This is a genomic window from Secundilactobacillus hailunensis (genome assembly GCF_005405185.1).
Classification (GTDB): domain Bacteria; phylum Bacillota; class Bacilli; order Lactobacillales; family Lactobacillaceae; genus Secundilactobacillus; species Secundilactobacillus hailunensis.
Genome location: NZ_BJDO01000005.1, coordinates 1 through 21,102 on the forward strand (window position 1 = coordinate 1; position 21,102 = coordinate 21,102).

Here is a 21,102-nt window from a genome sequence, read left to right on the forward strand (position 1 = left end):
CGAACAAATCGGGTTGGATGAAGTCCACGCCGAACTCTTACCTGAAGAAAAAGTTGAGTACATTAAAAAGTTCAAGGATCAAGGTCGTCACGTTGCCTTTGTTGGTGACGGAATCAACGACAGCCCGGCTATCGCTACCGCCCAAATTGGAATCGCCATGGGCAGTGGGACTGACGTTGCCATTGAAACTTCGGACGTTGTGTTAATGCAGTCCAGCTTTGAAGCTCTGGTTCACGCCTACGCCCTTTCTAAGAAGACCGTTATCAACACTAAGGAAAACATCGCCATCGCGATTGGCGTCGTCATCTTCCTGCTAATCGGTTTGATTGTCGGCTTCATCTACATGGCCAGCGGGATGTTTGTCCACGAGGCCAGCATCTTAGTCGTGATCTTCAACGCAATGCGGCTGATCCGTTACGGCAAGATGCCAACTCAGGCACAGCAGACCGCAACACAAAAAACTTCGCTAACTTGATTTACGTCAATTTCAAAACCAGTAAAACCAGTTAAACTATAGATAATCAAAACAAACAAGAACAACTAAAAAAGGAGATCGTTATTATGACAAACAAACGTGCGACTTTACAATTAGATGGATTGACCTGCCCGTCATGCATGACCAAGATTGAAAGTGCCCTGGCTCACCAGCCCGGTGTTGAGAACGTGAAAGTCCTGTTCAACGCCAGCAAAGCCAAAGCCGACTTTGATGACAGCCAGGTCTCCGCTGAAGAGTTAGGCCAAGTGGTCGACAAGTTAGGTTATGAAGTGAAGAAGATCCGGGTAAAAGACGCAGTCGCTGCTAAGTAGGAGGAATAAATATATGACGACAGATGTTAAAGATTTAGTAGAAGAAAAGTACCAAGCCGAAGTTAAACAAGCCGACATCGATCACCATACCCCCACCGCTGGGGCGATGACCGGCCACATCGTCTCGAATCTTCGAGTGCTGGATGTGAAACTCCACCAAGCCAAATGGTTTATGAAAGGCTTTGAAGCCTTAGCCGTTCGTCCACTCTATGACGAACTGATCGACCAAGCCCGCAAAGATTATGATGTGGTTGCTGAAGCCCTTCTAGACGAAAATGAGCTGCCACCTTCGACTACCGAAGAATACGGTAACTACAAGATGCTGGATGAAGATGGCCGCAACAAGTACCTGACTACTTCCGAGCTGGTTGATATTACCGCTCACGACTACAACACGGAAAACCTCTTCGTCACCCGGGCGATTAAGTTAGCTGCAAAGGAAGACCGGCCAGCTTTAGCACAAACCCTAACCACCCTATTAAAACAAAACAATCACGCTATTCAACAACTGCAAGCACTCCTAGGTAAGACCGCTTGGGAAGGTTTAGTTGAAGAAGACGATGATGATGACGATGATGATTAAATTAAATGGCTGACCGGGAGTCACCAATTTAATAACAAGCCCAGTTTTCAAAATCCGCTACCAATCATGGTAACGGATTTTTTTAATTTCTGAAAAAATATCGTATAATTAATGGAATCAGTAGTGAAAACGGCTTGTTTAAGTCTTTACAGCAGGTGTTTCACATGAAACATTACTGTAAACTACCGTCTTTGTTTTAAAGTTAATATTGAATAGAAACGAGGAAGTTAAATGACGCATCAGATTTTTCATTGGTTAATCGTACGGACGGAGAGCCCTTTCCTGCTCTAAATAGAACATTCTACCTTTGCACACTATTCTATTCGAAAGAAGACTTCCTTATATTATGGATGAACCACAATCAATTTCTCGTAAAACCGTTTTAATTATGGCGATTGCTACTGGTGTGATCGTCGCTAATCTGAACTTTATCCAACCCATCGAAGGCTTAATCGCTAACGATTTTCACCTTTCCAAAGCAATCGTCGGTGTGCTGGCAATGCTGACACAGATGGGATATGCTGTTGGCTTATTATTGATCGTTCCCCTAGGTGATATCTTTGACCGTTATCACTTGATTCAGTTCATGATGGTCCTGTCGATTATTTCCCTGTTCATTGCGTTTATATCACCAAATGCACTTGTCTTTGCCATTGCCACCACTCTGATTGGAATCACGTCAGTAGCACCGCAGATCATTATCCCGTACGCCGGTTTTCTTGCACCAGCGATGCAGCGTGGCAAAGTATTAGGTACCGTTCTAAGTGGCCTGTTGACCGGGATCCTGCTGTCACGATCCTTTAGCGGTCTGCTTGGGAGCGTCATTAATTGGCAATATATTTATTTGATTGCCGCGATAATGGACATCATTTTACTGCTCATCGTCCATCAAGCAATGCCGCGGGATCCCCGTGGTCACCAGCATTTAAGCTATGCGAGCGTTATTAAATCATTGCCGCGTCTATTCACCACTCAACGAAGATTACGCGGTTCGTCGCTCAACGGTTTTACTATGTTTGCCGTTTCTAACGTTTTATGGTCAACCCTAGCTTTCTATTTGGCTGACCAGTACCACCTGGGCAGTAACGTCGCTGGGTTACTAGGACTATTGGGCATTGCAGGCGTTATCGTCGCTCCCTATATTGGTAATCTGGTAGACCACCGCTCACCTCGGCTGACCATCGGATTATCAGTTTTCTTCTCCAGTATCGCCTTCCTGCTATTTTGGCTCATCGGTCACTGGCTGATTGGATTGATCGTTGGAATCGTCTTACTGGATCTGGGAACTCAATTCAGTCAGGTGTCCAATCAAGCCATCGTCCAATCCTTGAATCGTAAAGAAAGCAGCCGCAATAACTCCATCTTTATGTTCAGCTACTTTCTCGGTGGCTCACTAGGTACCCTATCCGCAACTTGGGCATGGAGTATCGCCAAATGGAATGGTGTTTGCCTTGTCGCGGTCGTCTTCTTAGTCATTGCACTACTTGGACATTTAATTTTAAAAGAACCAGAAAAGCTACACGATTAAAATTATATGTGAAAACTGTTTAATTAATTAAAAATTTATGTTATCATTTATAATATAAATTTAATACAGTATGCAATGAAGAGAAGAGTAAAGGAATTAGTAAAGTTGTAGAGCGACCATCGTTGGTGAAAGGGTGGACTAGAACGTTTCTTGAAGATGAGCTCTGAGCAATTATCAAAAGTGAAAGCTTGCGGTACGTGGGAAGCACGATAAAATTCCGGGCATGTTTGTGCCTTTGAGGTAGCGATGGTAACGTCACTACGAATAAATGGGTGGTAACACGATCAAAAATCGTCCCTGTACAGAATAATTCTGTGCGGGGACGATTTTTTGTTTGGTAAGCATACTCTACCAACGCGTTATCAAAGTAGATTCTCAGATTTTTAATGATTAATGAGTGGCTTAAGGAGGCCAAAAACATGTTGAAAAAAGAGAAAATTCAGGTTAACAAAGACGGGACTCGCCGTGGTCTATCCAACATTGCTGTTCAAATGATTGCGTTTGGTGGCTCGATTGGGACCGGACTCTTCTTGGGTGCCGGCAGCACGATTCACAGAACCGGACCATCGATCTTGTTAGTTTATTTAATCATCGGTGGCTTCTTCTTCCTCATGATGCGCGCAATTGGTGAAATGATGTACTCCGATCCGGATCAACACACCTTCGTCTCGTTTATCAGAAAGTACGTTGGCTCAGGAGTGGGTAAATTTGCCGAATGGAGCTATTGGCTGGAACTGATTTTGGTGGCAAACGCCGAACTCATCGCGCTATCAACCTACGTCCAGTTCTGGTTCCCACATAGTTCCGCCGCCCTAGTTCAACTGGGCTTCTGGGTAGTTTTGACCGGCGTTAACATTGCGATGGTCAGTTCATTCGGCCATTCCGAAACGTTCTTATCCGGGATTAAAATTTTGGCCATTATCGCGCTGATATGCGTTGGTATTTATTTAGTATTCATCCATCACCAAAACCCCGCTGGCACTCACGCATCCTGGGGTAATTTAACCAACCACTTCACGATGTTTCCAAATGGGTTCCATCAGTTTATCATGGCCTTTCCAATGGTCTTCTTCGCCTTTCAAGGAATGGAATTCGTGGGAATTACCACCGCTGAAACCAAGGATCCTAAACGCGTTTTACCAAAAGCAATCAACCAAATCATTTTCAGAATTCTGCTATTTTATATTGGTTCGCTGGTCGTGATCATGGCGATCACCCCTTGGCGTTCACTGAATCCGGCTCAAAGCCCATTCGTGCAAATCTTTACCCTTGCTGGGATGCCAGCTGCCTCTCAGGTGATCAACGTGGTGGTTATTGCCGCCGCAATGTCAACTTTGAACAGTTCCATTTTCTCAACTGGTCGTCACTTGTATCAACTGGCATTGGAATCACACAGCAAACATATGAAGCCATTCACCAAAGTTTCTACCAATGGGATTCCCATCGTTGCGGTACTGTTCTCCGCAGCTTGCATGTTGTTTGCCCCAATCATCAGTTCGTTCAACGCCTTGAGCACGGCGTTTACCTTCATCGCCTCCGTTTCCAGTGATATTTATATTCTGGTCTGCATCCTAACGATGGTGGCCCACTACAAGTACCGTCGTTCCGCAGATTTTCAGACTGACGGCTTCAAGATGCCTGGCTACAAGTGGTCCAATCCATTGACGATCTGCTTCTTTATCGCCATCTTTGTGAGCCTATTCTTCAGCCACGCATCGCTATTGCCGGCCATCGGTGCCATTATATGGGCAGTCGCGTTTAACTTGTTGCTTAAACGCAATGACGGTCTGAGTATTCGATATCAGTAATATTGATCTAACTTTCATTCTAAAAGAACCGGAAAAATTACATGCTTAAAAATGAAGAACGCACTCACCCGCTGAAATGCAAATGAGTGCGTTCTTTTAACTAAAAATAACATGATTGATTCCCGTGATATTCATCACATATAAGACCAGTATCAGGGCATTTACCGCAGCTGAAATCACAATAATGCCGTAGGAAAATGTGGCTGTAAAAAAGCCAAAGATCAACGGATTACGGTATCTTTGATGCTGATACGTAAATGTCCAAATGATTAAGACTAACGTCGCCACAGCTTGGACGACGATTCCAATTAAATAAACCGGCACAGTACCCAATTTAGCCTGGAAAAAATAAGTTAAGGCAGTAATCACATCAACAATAATGGCTAATAGCGACATAGCGTACCCCTCCCCCATTGGATTAGTAATCCTAATTATACACAAACTTGCCGCAAAGGTGTTTTTGGAAGAACCGCCAGTTTTAAAATAGAACGGTATTTAGTTAGTCGGCAGTTAAAACATGGATTCCAAATTATCCTGAACCTGTTTAAATTCTCGATGAGTCCGCTCAAAGTTTTGTTATTTAATCACGGATAACCGCAACTAAAACCTGTTCTAATGAGGCATCATTGGAAAATTATTCTTTCTTTTTAGTTAAGGGCAAGGAAACACGTTCTTTTAAGGACGTGATGAATTGCCTAGATTCGAGCCATCAGGTATAATAACGAGGTAGCGAAAACCAAGCTACAAAATATTGAAACGTCACTGGCACGGAATGCGCCTTAGTCAATAGCCGTAACCTCTGCACGCCATTCAACGAATGATGTGTAAGTCAGCGGTGTTCCTAGAAGCTCGTTACTTCAGTGACGAGTAGTTCACAGCCAACGTTGTGCTCTCATGGTAGGATATAGATATATCAAATGAGTTCAAAGTCATCATAAACCGTCGCGGTCGCTACCCGTGACGGCATTTTTTTGCAGCTCGAATTGTCAAATTAAATGCAAAAATGACCTGATCCTAATATTTAAAGGGATCAGGTCATCATTGTTCACCATATAAAGTTATTAATTATTAAGTGAATCAGTCAGTTTACGGATTGGGTACCAATATAATTAGCATATAGCCAGGTTCTGGCGCCTCACCACCCAGTTCTGCTCCTGCGTACTGAGCGCCAATTGACCAACCAGTATACTTAGCTCGAGCAGTGGCACCATAACCAGCCTTTTCAAGTGCCTGTTCCATTGCTACATGGTCGTATGGGGCATCAGCATCAACACGGATAATGACTGCACCATTACCATTAACATGCTCTTCACCCAGCGTTTCCTGTATGCTTTGAGTCGAATCATCAAAGTCTACAGCATCACTATAACCAGAGTCAAAAACATCGTTTGCTGCTCGTGTAATCTGAGAACTATAAATAGTGTGTGGGAATAACTGCATTAGATAAGCTCCACCGGCATCAATTCCACTACGAGGATCTTTTTCTAGTGCATTCCAATCCACATTTTCAACTGTGGTGCTAGGTGCAATTGACTTGCCACCAGTTGTTTGTGTGTTAGCACCACTAGTTGGTATTGTTGGTGTAGTTCCAGTGCTTGAAGCAATTGACTTCAAGTAGCCATGCCATACCCAGCCTGTGCGGTGACCCACACGGAACTTGTAGTAAACGGAAGTCTTACCGTTCTTGGTCACATGGGCCGCGTAGTATTCTTCAACCTTTGAACCGTAATAGCGCATGGTACCCATCTTACGGGATAAGCGACCATTGTTATAAACGTAGGCGTTCTTGTTAGTTACTGAGACCGTCTTGTTTGGGATGTTCTCGTAATACCGTACATAAGTCCGAGCCTGTGCGTTGGCTGGGGTTGCTGATAGGCCGAGTAACAAGCCACCGCCGATAACCAATGACAAACCCAATTGTTTCTTTAAGTTCATTTTAAAGTTCCTCCCTTTAATGCAATTTAATTATAGTCTATTTTTAGGGGGACAATATACAAGCATTTAAAGCTAAAAATGCATAAGCAAAACACCTTAAATAATTGCGGATCTCACCATCAGAGATTTTAGATTATTCACAAAAATGGCTCGATCCCCATATTTAAGGGATCAGGCCATCATTACTTAACCTATTTATTTAATTATTAAATGAAATTATCAATTTATGGATTTGGTACCAACAAAACTAATCCCATACCGCCTTGTGGACCTTCATCTGTATTTCCTGGTTCTTCATACTGAGCACCAATTGACCAACCAGCAAATTTAGCACGTGCATTAGCGTCATAACCAGCTTTGTCGAGTGCTTTTTCGATTGCAGCGTAATCATCCAGTTTATTGGTAGAAGCACGGAACCTAATAGCAACAAAACCGTTCATGTTTACACCCGTACCCCATGAATTTTGGTTTATACCATTATCGCTGTCATCAAAATCTGCCTCATCAGTAGTGTTCCATGAATATGCGGTAATTTCTTCTACTTTTTGATTGTAAATAGTTTTAGGGAACATCTGCATTATAGCAGCTGTGTCTGAATAGACTCCATCTCTCCTTGCAAGTGCGTTCCAGTCTTCATTTTCAACTGTGGTACCAGGAGCGATTGATTTACCGCTAGTCGTTTGTGTGTTAGTACCATTAGTTGGTGTTGTAGTCCCAGTGCTTGAAGCGATTGACTTTAAGTAGCCATGCCATACCCAGCCGGTGCGGTGACCCACACGGAACTTGTAGTAAACGGAAGTCTTACCGTTCTTGGTCACATGGGCCGCGTAGTACTCTTCAACCTTTGAACCGTAGTAACGCATGGTGCCCATCTTACGTGATAAGCAACCATTGTTATATACGTAGGCGTTCTTGTTGGTGACTGAAACCGTCTTGTTAGGGATGTTCTCATAGTACCGTACATAAGTTCTAGCCTGTGCGTTGGCTGGGGTGGCTGATAGACCGAGTAATAAGCCGCTGCCGACAACTAACGACAAGCCTAACTGTTTCTTTAAGTTCATTTCAATATCCTCCCTTTATATCCAAACTCATTATAAGTCTCCCCCATTTGTAAAACAATAAAGTCAATGTGAAATGAGCTTTCTTGATGTTGATTATGTATGTAAACATGCGTCGATCTGCATGCTTACAATATATAGATTATGCTTTGCCTCCTGTATTCTGTGGCAGGTTATCAATTTCCCAACTAGGTAAGAAATGAGTACCTGAAACATTGGATGTACCTCCATTATCAGGTGTATCTGTTTCTCCAAAACGGTGTTGGATTACTTGGCCAGCGGTAGGATTAAGCTGAATAACTCCCCAGCCATTTTCTTCAATATCACCGAGTCTAAATTGAGTAGTTTTAGCATTATCAAAACGATCTACATCCAGTGCCCGATCAGCAACCCCAGCTAAGGTAGTTACAAATTCAATTCCACCGGAAGTAGCATAATTATCACAATGAGTATGACCTGCAAAAAAGCCTAAAATATTATGATACGTACTTTGATGATTAACCAACGAAGTGTAGATATTACCACTTGCTGTAACACCGGGTTTATAGGATGTTGTGGTGCTATTTTCAAACAGACCATCGACATCGGCATTATAATTCCAAGCAGAACCAATTCCATTTAGCGCGATATGGTCAAATACTACAATTTTCCTATCTGCAGAGATCTCGCCTAGTGTTTTATTTAACCATTTTTGTTGGCCTGCTGAATAATCTGTGTGACCGTGTCTGTACGCTTCGCGGTTGGGGTTAGGATTGTCGGCCATATCAAAGCCATCTAAAACAAGAACCGTAACGTTACTGTCAGGCACATCATAACGACCAAACACTGCGTTATAGGGATTAGTTTTAATACCCTCAATTTCATCGTTCACAGATGGTACATTGAGCCATTGAGAAAATTGATCTAAACGTAGTGGCGCAGCCTCGTTGTTAGTGATAACTTGATCAGCATTATCAAGAGTCTCATCACGCGCGTAACCAGAATTATCATCGTGGTTACCCTGTAAGACAATGAACGGCCGATGACTTAATTTAATAGCATCCATTGCTCGTTTAACATCTGCTACGGAAAAGTTTTTCGGTTTAACACCATCATTTAAATCACCACCATGGACAACTAAATCAACTCCGAAATTAGCAGCATAGTAGCTCATCAGTTGCATATTGCGTAATACTCGTGCAGTAGATGGTGTTTTGTAACTATCTACATGAGTATCAGTTGTATATGCAATCGTAACGCAATCTGACGCTGCTTCCTGATCGATTAAGTCTGACATTTTTTGCATAGCAGCTAATTCATCAGTTGTTGGTTGAACTGCAGTAGTAGTATCAATATCGGTAATGCTCGTTCCTACTTCCCAAGGTCGGGTGTCACGCCGAGTATCATCTGTGTCGGTGGTATAAGGCCAATACTCTGAAATTGGTTGGATTTTTCCTCTGTCATTAATTACATACGAATAATCTGACTCATCCTTAGCTGCACCAGACTTTCCACTTCGATGGATACTCTCAACATTAACATACGTACTTACCGGCAAAAATTGTCCATTTCGTAAAACGACCCAGAGGTGTCCGTCATTAAAGACTTTTCCAGTGTAATTAATGGGTGTACCTTTTTTGTATAGGCGAATGTTTTGCACGCCATGTGAATTCATATATGCTTTATCTCGGCCCCAGGCATCAGAAGTAATTGTTAATGTTGCTACCGTTGGATAAGTCACGCCTTCGCCAGCTGGTTCTCGATTAGGATCAGAGGTCATTGCTGGCATTGGTGTATCTGTACCATTATGGGAACGGGTAATCTCGGTTTCACCGCCACCCGTAGTAGTCTTTTGTGGAATAACCGGGTCGCCAGGATTAGTATCCGTCCCATAATACCGGAATGGACTGATCGTGACATATGGTACATAGTAAGTTAAACCATTCGTATTTACATATTGGAACCAGTAGTGACCGTCGGCTTTAATCTTGGCGTTATAGTCGACCGTTTCACCAATTGACCATGAATCCAGATGCTCAGCATCCATGTCTGTTGAGGCGCGACCTGCCACGGGTTCGGAAAAGGTAAACTGACCAGATTCTGTCAGCGTTGTGCCATCAGGCGTTTGATTAGCAACATCAGCACCTGCTTGACCAGTTAAGCTACCTAATTCACCGGTTTGACCAGTCTCAGTTCCAGTTGGTGGCACGATTGGCTGAACACTGGCATTGCTGTCAGTCCCCAAGTATTCGCCAGTATCGGTATTGGCATATGGCGCGTACCGAGTAGTACCAGAAGCAGATTCATATGATAACCACAACCAGTTACCATTCTTTAGTTTCTTGGAATAGTTAACACTTTCACCAGATTCATAATAAACAATTGGTGTCGTGTCAATATTGGGTTCGTTTCGGACGCCAGCTTGAGCATTAAAAGTAAATGTCCCGTTAGCATTAATCGTATACATATCAGGTGTATTTGAAACATCAATAGGCATAATTTTTACCTCACTTTATTTTTATTGTGATGCTGTAATCGCGATTACAGTGACCATTCTAGTGAGGTTTCTAAGCCCTACGTTCCGGATTTGTTGCAATCTACAGAATAAAAGAGCCACCGAATTTCTCGGTAGCTTTTACTATAAAATACCTGCAAAATCATAATTAAAGTCCGTTTTTAACTGATACCCATTATTGGTATACTGCCAAGCCTGGGCATTATCTACTCCGGGTTGGCTGACACCGTAAGAAGCAACCCAGATAGCTGGCAGATATTTTAGCTGAGTACGTTTAATTCGCTGACTATTAAACCAGCTGGCTGAGGCGTAGACGACCAAGTAGTGAAAGCCCTGTCGGTATACGTAATCTAAGAACAGATTGATATCAGCAGTCACATTGTATTGTAAAGACTGATCTTCAACATCAATGGCACACACAGTATCCCTGTTTAGACCAAGCTTAATGATGTTTTTGACGAACCATTTAGCTTCATTTACGGGGTCGTTCATTCCGTAGCGCTGACTGTTGCCTCTAAAATAGTGATAGACACCAATTGATTTGAAAAAATCAAAACCGTTCAATAGTTGTATACCAGCCTTAGGATTCACATAATGCGAACCGTTTTCAGATCCTTCCGTTAGCTTAACGAATAACCCCGTTGCGTGGTTATGTAACTTTCGCATGTAGTCCAAAGTATCTGGCTGAAACGAACTGATATCAGCAAATTCAGTTGTCATTTCATTTACCTCCATTCGCAGTTAATAGCTCTGGATCAGCAGCAGTTTCATCAACTTTGACTGCTTCGTGATTATCACCTAGAGTGACGTGCTTATATTCCTGGTAAGCTAGTTCAACCTTATCGGCCACAACATCTTTAGAAATATTGCCAGCTGTTTTTGCCATATGCTGTAATACATAGTCTACTGCTTGGACTTTTCGTTCACTCTTAGAAAGTGCGGCATAATTGGCCATCGCAGCCACGGCTGAATAAGCTAAATTATCAGCAATCTGTAGGCACTGCTGAACTTGTCGGTTCTTTTCAGTGGCCATTTTTTCTGCAATAAAGGGATGTAGTAGCTTATAAACCGCCGGAATAGTGGTACAAATCAAAGTTACGATTGACGCAAAATCTAACGTTCCTGTTGTCATAATAAAACTCTCCTTTCACTAATACCCCAATTCTTGTTCCAATAACTTAAAAAAAGCTGTCCGTTTACGGCTCACACTGGATTTACTCATATTCAAAACCATTCCAATACCTTCCAAGCTTAGATTGTTATCATGATTAAAGTACAGTTGTTTGATAATTGTCTGGGTATCTTTGTCGGAATATTTTAAACAGTAGCTGATGCACTGCTTATTGATTTCTAGTTGCGCTAAGCAACGATCTGTACCGATACAATCATCAAATAACATAGTTCCCACTGCCAATTTAGATAGCACATGGCTATGCCCTTGATATGAATATGAAAGTTCCGCCACTCTCACGGCCATATACTTATCGATCTTTGGATAATCCCGCAAGATACTTTCTAAATGCTGACGCTCATAATCGTCCATAAAAATCACCTCAAAATTATAGTTTAGAAACTTAAACTTGTTTCTGTATTACAAAGGACTTAAAACCTATGTTAATAAAATGGGAAAGAAACGTATCCCGGTTTTGTTGCAATATATCGATTCTTATCCATCTCCCTAGAACATTTAGAATGTTAATAGTAATCACGTTAAAAGATCCCATATAACATCACTTCAAAATCAATTATAGAACGTACGTTCCCCATAATTCAAGACTGCTAACTTTAAAATTCTTGACTTTTAATAGCTAATCTGAAAAACAAAAATGGTCTGACTCTGTCGAATACAGGAATCAGGCCATTAATGAATTACTTATTTAAATCTATCTAACTTCGTTGTAACACTTCAGCAGGTACGAGCAAAGGAAACTTATTACAGAATTAAATATAGCTTTAATAAGAGTATATTTTAATCTCTGCTATAAGATAGAAAAACTTTTTTAAGACAGTAATATTCAACTTTTTTAATAAATTATTCTCCTAAAAGATTCGATGAAAGTACGTTTATATTTACACTTCTTATGTTCTAATGACTAAATACGGTAAAGAGCAAACACATGGTTTATTTCAAGTAACTAGTTTATAATTAGGTGGTTATTGGAAGGGGAGATTTATTATGAATTTAAAGAAACAATTAGGCTTGTCGTTAGTTGTCGGTGGTGGCTTGTTACTCGGTCTATCAGCTACCCCAGCCAACGCACAGGCTCGGACCTATGTACGGTATTATGAGAACATCCCTAATAAGATGGTCTCAGTCACCAACAAGAATGCCTATGTATATAACAATGGTCGCTTATCACGTAAGGTAGGTACCATGCGTTATTACGGATCTAAGGTCGAAGAATACTATGCCGCTCACGTGGTTAAGAACGGTAAAGCTTCAATCTACTACAAGTTCCGTGCCGGTAAATACACTGGCTGGGTATGGCACGGCTACTTGAAGTCAATTACTTCAAGTACTGGTGTTACCCCTACTACCACGCCAACGAATACTGGTACAACCACTAATACTGGTACAACCACTAATACAGGTAACACAGGCGCAACTAGCACTGATTTAGCAGCAGTTGAGAACATTAACTGGAGTAAGACTAATGCAGTTGGTCCTTTTGCTAGTGACCCAACATTAATGCAAATGTTCCCTCACACTACATTTAGCAATTTTCTATATTCAACAGCTAAAAGTTACGACAACTTGGACGATGGTGTTGATCGGGTAGGTTACTTTGGCCCTGACATGACTAAGACTATTGATAATAATTTGCACTTACCTAGTGGTACTGAGCCAGTAATTGTTCATGCTGACGTTAGTGAGCCAGAACCATTTACGAAAGCTAACATTGACACAGCTTTGACAAAGGCTGGTTATGATGCAAACACCCGAGCTAAGTACAGTGGCTGGTATATCGGTGGTAGCATTGAACCTGAGAGCTGGGCTGATGAAGGTGCATACGGTGGTATGACAACCATCATCTTAGTGCCTTCAAAATAACCTCTTAAAGATTCTAATTTAAGAGTATTACTTAATAACAAATAACTATAACTAAATAATCTTATCTGGTTAGGCAACTAGATTTCACTTTATGCAAGTGAAATCTAGTTGCCTTTTTTGATTGTACCAGTATGCTTTTCTTTAGAAAAAGCAACCCCCAAGGTATATTTTGGGGGTTGCTTTCGAAGGAACATGTAGTAATCATTTTAGTTACATTGTCCAAGTTGGTTTAAATGCAGGACCTGAAAACCCAAATCGATATTGTGTCACTTGATTTCGTGTTGGATTGATTTGGATCACTTCCCAAGCGTTTTCAGATAATTCACCAATTCGACGAGTATTCTCCCCGTCACCACGATCAGCTATACCACATGTAGCTTCAATAAACCGAATACCACCTGAATTAGCATTATTATCAGTATGAGTGTGACCTGCAAAGAAGCCTAAAATGTTATGAAATGCTGCTTGATGGGCAACAAGCATATTATAGATATTTCCGCTTGCTTTTACACCAGGTTGATAAGATACCGTTCCAGTATTTTCATAGCGATCGTCATAACCACTGTTATCTTTCCAGTTATCAATACCTGCCAGAGAAATATGATCAAACAAAACTATCTTACGAGTACCACCAATTTTATTCAGAGTATTCTGCAACCAATCTTGTTGTGCTTGAGAATAATCGGTGTGTCCATGCCGAAATTCAGTACGTGTTGGATTAGTATAATCCGCCATATCAAAACCATCGAGTACGATAACTGTCACATTGCTATTAGGAATTTCATATGTGCCAAACACCGCATTATTTGGATTATCAGATGGAATGTTTAACCATTGTGAAAAGTTGCTAGAACGCAATGTAAAAGCTTCATTATTAGTAATTACTTGATCCCCATTGTAGTTTGTTTCATCTCTAGCATAACCAGAATTGTCATCATGATTACCTTGCAGAATGATGTATGGTCGCTGACCGAGTTTCATGGCATCCACGGCACGTGCAATATCTTCTTCAGAAATATCTTTTGGTTTAACACCATCATTCAAATCACCGCCATTAACCATCAAATCAACGCCATAATTTTTAGCATAATAACTCATTAATTGCATGCTCCGTAAAACACGTGCAGTTGAGGGAGTTTTCCAGCTATCAAAATGAGTATCCGTAATGAAGGTAATTGAGACACTGTCGGGATCCGCGTTAGTTTCAATTTCAGAAGAAAGTTGATCCATGGCAGTTTTTTCATTATCGGTAATTGTCGGAAGATTTCGAGAATCAACATTTTCGATGTTAAGGTTTTCCTCCCAATCCTCAATGTCAGTTCGCGCATCCCCTATGCAATCGTTATTGTACGGAGATAATTCATGAATCGGTAAATGTTTTCCAGTATCGTTAATAACATAAGAGTACGAAGATTGATTTTTAGTTCCACCTGTCGAATCGCTGTAAGTAGTTTCAGCATGTTCAATCGTACTTACAGGTAAGTATTGACCGTCTTTAAGGATTACCCAGCAATGATCATCATTAATTAATTTGTGAGTATATTCAATTTTTGTACCGGCCGTATATCTGTGAATCTGGTTAGCCTGGGTGGGATCCATGAACGGTTTGTCACGTCCCCAAGCATTTGAAGTAATTGTTAAAGAACTAACTGAAGGATATTCGTACTTCTCACCCACATTGGTACGTGTGGAAGTACTAGTTAAATTAGGCGTGCCGGTATCTGTGCCTGTATGAGAACGGGTAATTTCAGTTTCACCGCCACCAGTAGTAGTCTTTTGTGGAATAACCGGGTCGCCAGGATTGGCGTCCGTCCCATAGTAACGGAATGGGCTAATAGTTGCGTATGGCACGTAGTAAGTTGAACCATTCGTATTTACATATTGGAACCAGTAGTGACCGTCGGCTTTGATTTTAGCATCATAATCAACCGTCTCGCCGATTGACCATGAATCCAGATGCTCAGCATCCATGTCTGTTGAGGCGCGGCCTGCCGCGGGTTCGGAAAAGGTAAACTGACCAGATTCTGTCAGCGTTGTGCCATCAGTCGTTTGATCAGCAACATCAGCACCTGCTTGACCAGTTAAACTACCTAATTCACCAGTTTCAGTACCGGTTCCAGTTCCTGTACCAGTTGGTGGTACGATAGGTTGAACACTGGCATTACTATCGGTTCCTAAATATTCACCAGTTTCTGTATTGGCATATGGTACATACCTAGTAGCACCAGAAGTCGATTCATAGGATAACCATAACCAGATACCATTTTTTAGTTTCTTGGAATAATTAACACTTTCACCAGATTCATAATAAACAATTGGTGTCGTGTCAATATTGGGTTCGTTTCGGACGCCAGCTTGAGCATTGAAAGTAAATGTTCCGTTAGCATCAATTTCATACATATCAGGTGTATTTGAAACATCAATAGGCATAATTTGTTACCTCACTTATATTTTATTGTGATACTGTAATCGCGATTACAGTGACCATTCTAGTGAGGTTCCTAAGTCCTACGTTCCGGATCTGTTGCAATCTACAGAATAAAAGAGCCACCGAATTTTTCGGTGGCTTTTACTATAAAATACCTGCAAAATCATAATTAAAGTCCGTTTTTAACTGATACCCATTATTGGTATACTGCCAAGCCTGGGCATTATCTACTCCGGGTTGGCTGACACCGTAAGAAGCAACCCAAATTGCCGGCTGATACGCACATAAGTCCGAGCCTGTGTGTTGGCTGGGGTTGCTGATAAGCCAAGTAACAAACCACCGCAAATAACTAACGGCAAGCCTAATTGTTTCTTTAAGTTCATATCAATGTTCCTCCCTTTAAAGCAATTTAATTATTGCCTTTTTTCGGGGGGGACAATGCAAAGGCATTTAATGCTAAAAATGCATCGACCCTAGGTCCTAAATACTGCCAGGCTTCGCTACCGAAACTTTTAACGTGATTTGCAAAAAAATGACCTGATCCCAATATTTAAAGGGATCAGGTCATCATTGTTTACCATATAAAGTTATTAATTGCTAAATGAATCATTCAGCTTATGGATTTGGAACTAGTAAAATTAAACCATCACCATCTTTTGGCCCTTCGGAATAACTACCTGGTTCTTCATATTCAGCACCAATTGACCAACCGGTAAATTTGGCACGTGCACTAGCATCATATCCTGCTTTTTCAATGGCATTTTTAATTGCAGTATAATCATGATACTTATTAGTGGAAGCTGTAAATCGAATAGCCACAATTCCAGTTGAATTTACACCATAGCGACTAGAATTCTCTTGTAAGGCCTGATCGCTATCATCAAAATCAGCACTATCAGCTTCATTCCAAGATAAATTAGCTACATTCTGGACTTTTTGATTGTAAATAGTTCCAGAAAATAGTTGCATTATATAAGCCTGATTATCGTCAACACCTGCTTTTTTTGCAAGTGCAGTCCAATCCTCATTTTCAACCGTAGTACCCGGTGCAATTGATTTACCAGATGCAGTTGTTGAAGGATTCTTTGTTGAAGCTGGAGTAGTTGACGTAGTAGCTCCTGTATTTGAAACAATTGGCTTTAAATAGCCATGCCATACCCAACCCGTTCGTTTACCATCACGAAACTTGTAATAAACTGATGTTTTACCGTTCTTAGTAACATGAGCAGCATAATACTGCTCAACCTTAGCATGATAGTTCCACATGGTACCAGCTCGATGCTTTAACGAGCCACTTGTGTATACTGTCGCATTCCGATTAGTAACTGTTGCATTTTGGTTTGCGATGTTTTCGTAGTAACGCAGATAAGTACGTGCATGTGCCGTGCTTTGTGTTACTGATAAACCAAGCAACATACCACTGACTACTAACAACGAAAGACCAACTTGATTAAGTTTTTTCATTTTAAGTTTCTCCTTTTAAGAACAAATTTAAGTATAGCCCCCCTTTTTCATTTAAGCAATAAATCTAATATCAATAAACATTCATTAATTACTATTGCACTTATGTAAGCAAGCATGCAACGCATGCTTGCAGTATTCATTATGATTCTGCCCCAGTATTCTGTGGTAATTTACCAATCTGCCAATTAGATAAAAAGTACTCATCGGGATTGTTACTTATACCACTCGTTTTACCGCCAAAACGATGTCTAATAACTTGACCATTTGATGGATTAAGTTGAATAATTTCCCAACCATTTTCTTCAATATCACCCAATTTAAAAGGGGTACCATCTGCTACAGTTGCACTAACAAATTTAGAACGATCCGCAACAGCAGCTAAGGAAGTTACAAATTCAATTCCTCCAGAAGTTGCATAGTTATCTAAATGAGTATGCCCAGCAAAAAATCCTAAGATGTTATGATGCTGATTCTGCTGATTAACTAGAGACGTATAAATGGCATGGCTTGCCTTAACTCCTGGTTGATATGAAACAGCATCCGTATTATTTTCATCAAGTTTTTCCCAGCCATCATGATTCTTCCAGTCAGTACCGATACCACTTAGTCCAATATGATCAAACACGACAATTTTTCTATCTACAGAAATTTCACCTAATGTCTTATTTAGCCACTTCTGTTGACCTGGCGAGTAATCAGTATGCCCATGCCGAAATGACTCACGATTTGGGTTAGGATTATCTGCCATATCAAAACCATCTAAAACAAGAACTGTAACATCACTATTTGGCACATCATAACGACCAAACACCGCATTATTAGGATTAGTCTTGATACCATCAATTTCATCCTCAGTAGATGGTACATTTAGCCATTGTGAAAATTGATTTAAACGTAATGGTGCAGCTTCATCATTAGTAATAACCTGATCACCATTCTCATGAGTCTCATCTCGCGCATAACCAGAATTGTCATCATGATTCCCTTGAAGTACAATGAATGGCCGACGACTCAATTTGATGGCATCCATAGCTCGTTTAATATCGGCTTTTGAAATGTCCTTAGGTTTAACCCCATCATTTAAGTCACCGCCATGGACAACTAAATCAACTCCGAAATGATTAGCATAGTAACTCATCAATTGCATGTTTCGTAATACCCTGGCCGTTGATGGTGTCTTATAACTATCAACATGAGTATCAGTAGTATATGCAATAGTAACGCAATCTGGTGCAGCCGCAGCATCAATGGCTTTAGACATATTTTCCATGGCCGTTAATTCATCACTTGTTGGTTCAACTTCAGTCGTGGTATCAATATCAGTAATACTCAATCCACTTTCCCAAGATTTCGTATCGCCAACACTATGAGGAAATTCGCTCGTAAAAGGCCAATATTCTTCAATAGGTTGAAAATGCCCTGTATCATCAGAAACATAGCCGTAATCTGATTTATACTTTGAATCAGTACTATTGTGAATAGTCTTTGCATTATCATACGTACTTACGGGCAAATATTGACCGTTTCGGAGAACAACCCATAAATGGTTATCGTTAAAGAGTTTCCCCGTATAATTAATTGGAGTATTTTTCTTATATAAACGAATCTGATTAGCTTTATTATTAGGATCCATAACTGGTTTAGCACGTCCCCAAGCATTAGACAAAAGCGTTAACGAACCTACTGTTGGATAGATATATTGATCACCTTCACCAATATATTCGCGCACAGGATTGGAATCCATTGTTGGCATGACCGTATCGACCCCAGTATGTGAACGTGGTGTTCCAGTCTGCGTAGTACCAGTATCTTTTTGAGGAATAACCGGGTCGCCAGGATTGGCGTCCGTCCCGTAGTAACGGAATGGGTTAATGGTAGCATATGGGACATAATACGTGGAACCGTTAGTATTTACATATTGGAACCAGTAATGACCGTCGGCTTTAATCTTGGCGTTATAGTCGACTGTTTCCCCAACTGACCATGAATCTAGATGCTCAGCATCCATGTCTGTTGAGGCGCGGCCTGCAGCGGGTTCGGAAAAGGTAAACTGACCAGATTCTGTCAGCGTTGTACCATCAGGCGTTTGATCAGCAACATCAGCACCTGCTTGACCAGTTAAACTACCTAATTCACCAGTTTCAGTACCGGTTCCAGTTCCTGTACCAGTACCAGTTGGTGGTACGATAGGTTGAACACTGGCATTACTATCGGTTCCTAAATATTCACCAGTTTCTGTATTGGCATATGGTACATACCTAGTAGCACCAGAAGTCGATTCATAGGATAACCATAACCAGGTACCATTTTTTAGTTTCTTGGAATAATTAACACTTTCACCAGATTCATAATAAACAATTGGTGTCGTGTCAATATTGGGTTCGTTTCGGACGCCAGCTTGAGCATTGAAAGTAAATGTTCCGTTAGCATCAATTTCATACATATCAGGTGTATTTGAAACATCAATAGGCATAATTTTTACCTCGCTTTATTTTTATTGTGATACTGCAATCGCGATTACAGTGACCATTCTAGTGAGGTTTATGCTGCCCGTGTCCCGGGTTTGTTGCAACTCACGGGATATAAAAAAGCTGTTGAAAACTCGACAGCTTTTTATTGTAGAATTCCAGCAAAATCATAATTAAAGTCCTTTTTTAACTGATACCCATTATTGGTATATTGCCAAGCCTGGACATTATCTATTCCGGGTTGGCTGACACCATAAGAAGCAACCCAGATAGCTGGCTGATATTTTAATTGCTCCCTTTTGATCCCAGACTGTGGGAAGATATTGATGATGTGAACTGGGACAAGCTCTAGGCTTCAGAAACTTAAAACTATGCACTCACGGAGAATGCTTTTACGATCTTGGTTAGAATAAAAATGACCCAATCCCCTTGTTTAAAGGATCAGGTCATCTCTATTGAATTTATTACTTGTTAAGTAAATCAGTCAGTTTATGGATTTGGTACCAAGTAGACTAAAGCATCACCCGCTTGTGGCCCTTCATCTGTACTACCTGGTTCTTCATATTCAGCTCCAATTGACCAACCAGCAAACTTAGAACGGGCGTTAGCATCATAACCAGCTTGGTCGAGTGCTCTTAAAATTGCAGCATGATCATATGGTGCTTTGACCGTGAACGGAATCCCAACAAAGCCGGTACTGTTAATTGTTTTAGATGAACTAACACGATGACCATAGTCTCCACTTATGAAATGAGTGCTACTTAGCCATCTCTGTAAGGATTGCTGACTTTCGTCAAAATCTACGCCATCTGCTGATCCGGCACTCCAAAGTTGTTGAGCAGCCAGTTCAACTGAACGGTTATATATGGTGTCTGGGAACAATTGCATAATATATTCCTGTGTACTATCTAAAACATCACGTTTTTCAATAGCCGACCAATTCATATTATCAACTGTTGTGTTAGTTGGCGTGGTTGCACCACTAGTTGGTGTAGTACCAGTGCTTGAAGCGATTGACTTCAAGTAGCCATGCCATACCCAGCCAGTGCGATTACCAGCACGGAACTTGTAGTAGATTGAAGCTTTGCCGTTCTTAACCACGTGAGCAGCGTAATATTCTTCAACCTTTGAACCGTAATAACGCATCGTGCCAACCTTACGGGATAAACGACCATTGTTATATACGTAGGCGTTCTTGTTAGTTACTGAAACCGTCTTGTTGGGAATATTCTCATAATAGCGTAAATAAGTGCTGGCATGTGCCGTTGTCTGCGTGGTTGATAAACCGAATAACAAGCCACCGCCGACAACTAATGACAAGCCTAATTGTTTCTTTAAATTCATTTCAATATCCCCCCTTTACGTACAACTCATTATAAATCCCCTCTATTCATAAAACAATGAATTCAATGCTATACAAGGTTCACCTAGTCATTATGTACGCGGGTATACGTATGCATACCCGTTATTTACTAGA

At 41.0% G+C, this 21,102-nt stretch carries 18 protein-coding genes and 3 pseudogenes; 6 read left to right on the forward strand and 15 right to left on the reverse strand.

Translation table 11 applies throughout. The annotated features are described in order from the left end of the window. From FFM73_RS02255 to FFM73_RS02275, 5 genes are all read left to right on the forward strand, one after another. Window positions 1-475: HAD-IC family P-type ATPase (locus FFM73_RS02255; RefSeq protein WP_137630167.1), on the forward strand; the 475-nt coding region annotated here is incomplete at its 5' end. Window positions 476-561: 86 nt separating this feature from the next. Further along, the gene (locus FFM73_RS02260) at window positions 562-807 is read left to right on the forward strand and encodes a heavy-metal-associated domain-containing protein (RefSeq protein WP_137630168.1); all 246 of its coding nucleotides are present in this window, start codon (window positions 562-564) and stop codon (window positions 805-807) included. 13 nt (window positions 808-820) lie between these two features. Next, window positions 821-1,390, forward strand: coding sequence for a ferritin-like domain-containing protein (locus tag FFM73_RS02265; RefSeq protein ID WP_137630169.1), 570 nt, complete (start codon window positions 821-823; stop codon window positions 1,388-1,390). Window positions 1,391-1,736: 346 nt separating this feature from the next. Then, window positions 1,737-2,918: an MFS transporter gene (locus tag FFM73_RS02270; RefSeq protein WP_137630170.1), complete on the forward strand. Its 1,182-nt coding sequence runs from the start codon at window positions 1,737-1,739 to the stop codon at window positions 2,916-2,918. Between the two features lie 419 nt (window positions 2,919-3,337). Next, window positions 3,338-4,726, forward strand: coding sequence for an amino acid permease (locus FFM73_RS02275; protein ID WP_137630171.1), 1,389 nt, complete (start codon window positions 3,338-3,340; stop codon window positions 4,724-4,726). Window positions 4,727-4,822: 96 nt separating this feature from the next. Here FFM73_RS02275 and FFM73_RS02280 read toward each other — a convergent pair whose 3' ends face one another. From FFM73_RS02280 to FFM73_RS02310, 8 genes and pseudogenes are all read right to left on the reverse strand, one after another. Beyond that, window positions 4,823-5,122 carry a hypothetical protein gene (locus tag FFM73_RS02280; protein ID WP_137630172.1) on the reverse strand — a complete coding sequence of 100 codons (300 nt, stop codon included), beginning with the start codon at window positions 5,120-5,122 and terminating at the stop codon, window positions 4,823-4,825. A gap of 114 nt (window positions 5,123-5,236) precedes the next feature. Continuing rightward, window positions 5,237-5,378 (reverse strand): annotated as a pseudogene (locus FFM73_RS13275) (IS256 family transposase); the annotation flags it as partial. A 434-nt stretch (window positions 5,379-5,812) separates the two neighbouring features. Next, on the reverse strand, window positions 5,813-6,661 hold the full coding sequence (locus tag FFM73_RS02285; protein ID WP_137630173.1) for a hypothetical protein: 849 nt from the start codon (window positions 6,659-6,661) through the stop codon (window positions 5,813-5,815). Between the two features lie 224 nt (window positions 6,662-6,885). Next, window positions 6,886-7,722, reverse strand: coding sequence for a hypothetical protein (locus FFM73_RS02290; RefSeq protein ID WP_137630174.1), 837 nt, complete (start codon window positions 7,720-7,722; stop codon window positions 6,886-6,888). A 139-nt stretch (window positions 7,723-7,861) separates the two neighbouring features. Further along, on the reverse strand, window positions 7,862-10,195 hold the full coding sequence (locus tag FFM73_RS02295) for an SH3 domain-containing protein (RefSeq protein ID WP_137630175.1): 2,334 nt from the start codon (window positions 10,193-10,195) through the stop codon (window positions 7,862-7,864). A gap of 141 nt (window positions 10,196-10,336) precedes the next feature. Continuing rightward, window positions 10,337-10,933, reverse strand: a complete 597-nt coding sequence (locus tag FFM73_RS02300) for a GH25 family lysozyme (RefSeq protein WP_171001166.1) — start codon at window positions 10,931-10,933, stop codon at window positions 10,337-10,339. 1 nt (window position 10,934) lies between these two features. Next, window positions 10,935-11,345, reverse strand: a complete 411-nt coding sequence (locus FFM73_RS02305) for a hypothetical protein (protein ID WP_137630177.1) — start codon at window positions 11,343-11,345, stop codon at window positions 10,935-10,937. Window positions 11,346-11,363: 18 nt separating this feature from the next. Further along, entirely contained in the window at window positions 11,364-11,756 is a 393-nt protein-coding gene (locus tag FFM73_RS02310) for a DUF722 domain-containing protein (protein WP_137630178.1), read from the reverse strand. 633 nt (window positions 11,757-12,389) lie between these two features. Here FFM73_RS02310 and FFM73_RS02315 point away from each other — a divergent pair. Beyond that, the gene (locus tag FFM73_RS02315; protein WP_137630179.1) at window positions 12,390-13,265 is read left to right on the forward strand and encodes a hypothetical protein; all 876 of its coding nucleotides are present in this window, start codon (window positions 12,390-12,392) and stop codon (window positions 13,263-13,265) included. A gap of 210 nt (window positions 13,266-13,475) precedes the next feature. Here the strand turns inward: FFM73_RS02315 and FFM73_RS02320 are convergent, their stop codons facing one another. From FFM73_RS02320 to FFM73_RS02340, 7 genes and pseudogenes are all read right to left on the reverse strand, one after another. Further along, the gene (locus FFM73_RS02320; RefSeq protein ID WP_137630180.1) at window positions 13,476-15,695 is read right to left on the reverse strand and encodes an SH3 domain-containing protein; all 2,220 of its coding nucleotides are present in this window, start codon (window positions 15,693-15,695) and stop codon (window positions 13,476-13,478) included. A 151-nt stretch (window positions 15,696-15,846) separates the two neighbouring features. Continuing rightward, window positions 15,847-15,960 (reverse strand): annotated as a pseudogene (locus FFM73_RS12960) (GH25 family lysozyme); the annotation flags it as partial. Continuing rightward, window positions 15,921-16,076 (reverse strand): hypothetical protein, encoded by a 156-nt coding sequence (locus tag FFM73_RS12700; protein WP_171001167.1) that lies wholly within the window; start codon window positions 16,074-16,076, stop codon window positions 15,921-15,923. The gene FFM73_RS12700 and the pseudogene FFM73_RS12960, both read right to left, overlap by 40 nt. 232 nt (window positions 16,077-16,308) lie before the next feature. Further along, the gene (locus tag FFM73_RS02325; RefSeq protein WP_137630181.1) at window positions 16,309-17,157 is read right to left on the reverse strand and encodes a hypothetical protein; all 849 of its coding nucleotides are present in this window, start codon (window positions 17,155-17,157) and stop codon (window positions 16,309-16,311) included. Window positions 17,158-17,296: 139 nt separating this feature from the next. Then, entirely contained in the window at window positions 17,297-19,630 is a 2,334-nt protein-coding gene (locus FFM73_RS02330) for an SH3 domain-containing protein (RefSeq protein ID WP_137630182.1), read from the reverse strand. A gap of 152 nt (window positions 19,631-19,782) precedes the next feature. Next, a pseudogene (locus FFM73_RS12965) lies at window positions 19,783-19,896 on the reverse strand (GH25 family lysozyme); the annotation flags it as partial. Window positions 19,897-20,114: 218 nt separating this feature from the next. Next, window positions 20,115-20,969, reverse strand: a complete 855-nt coding sequence (locus tag FFM73_RS02340) for a hypothetical protein (protein ID WP_137630183.1) — start codon at window positions 20,967-20,969, stop codon at window positions 20,115-20,117. Between the last annotated feature and the right edge of the window lie 133 nt (window positions 20,970-21,102).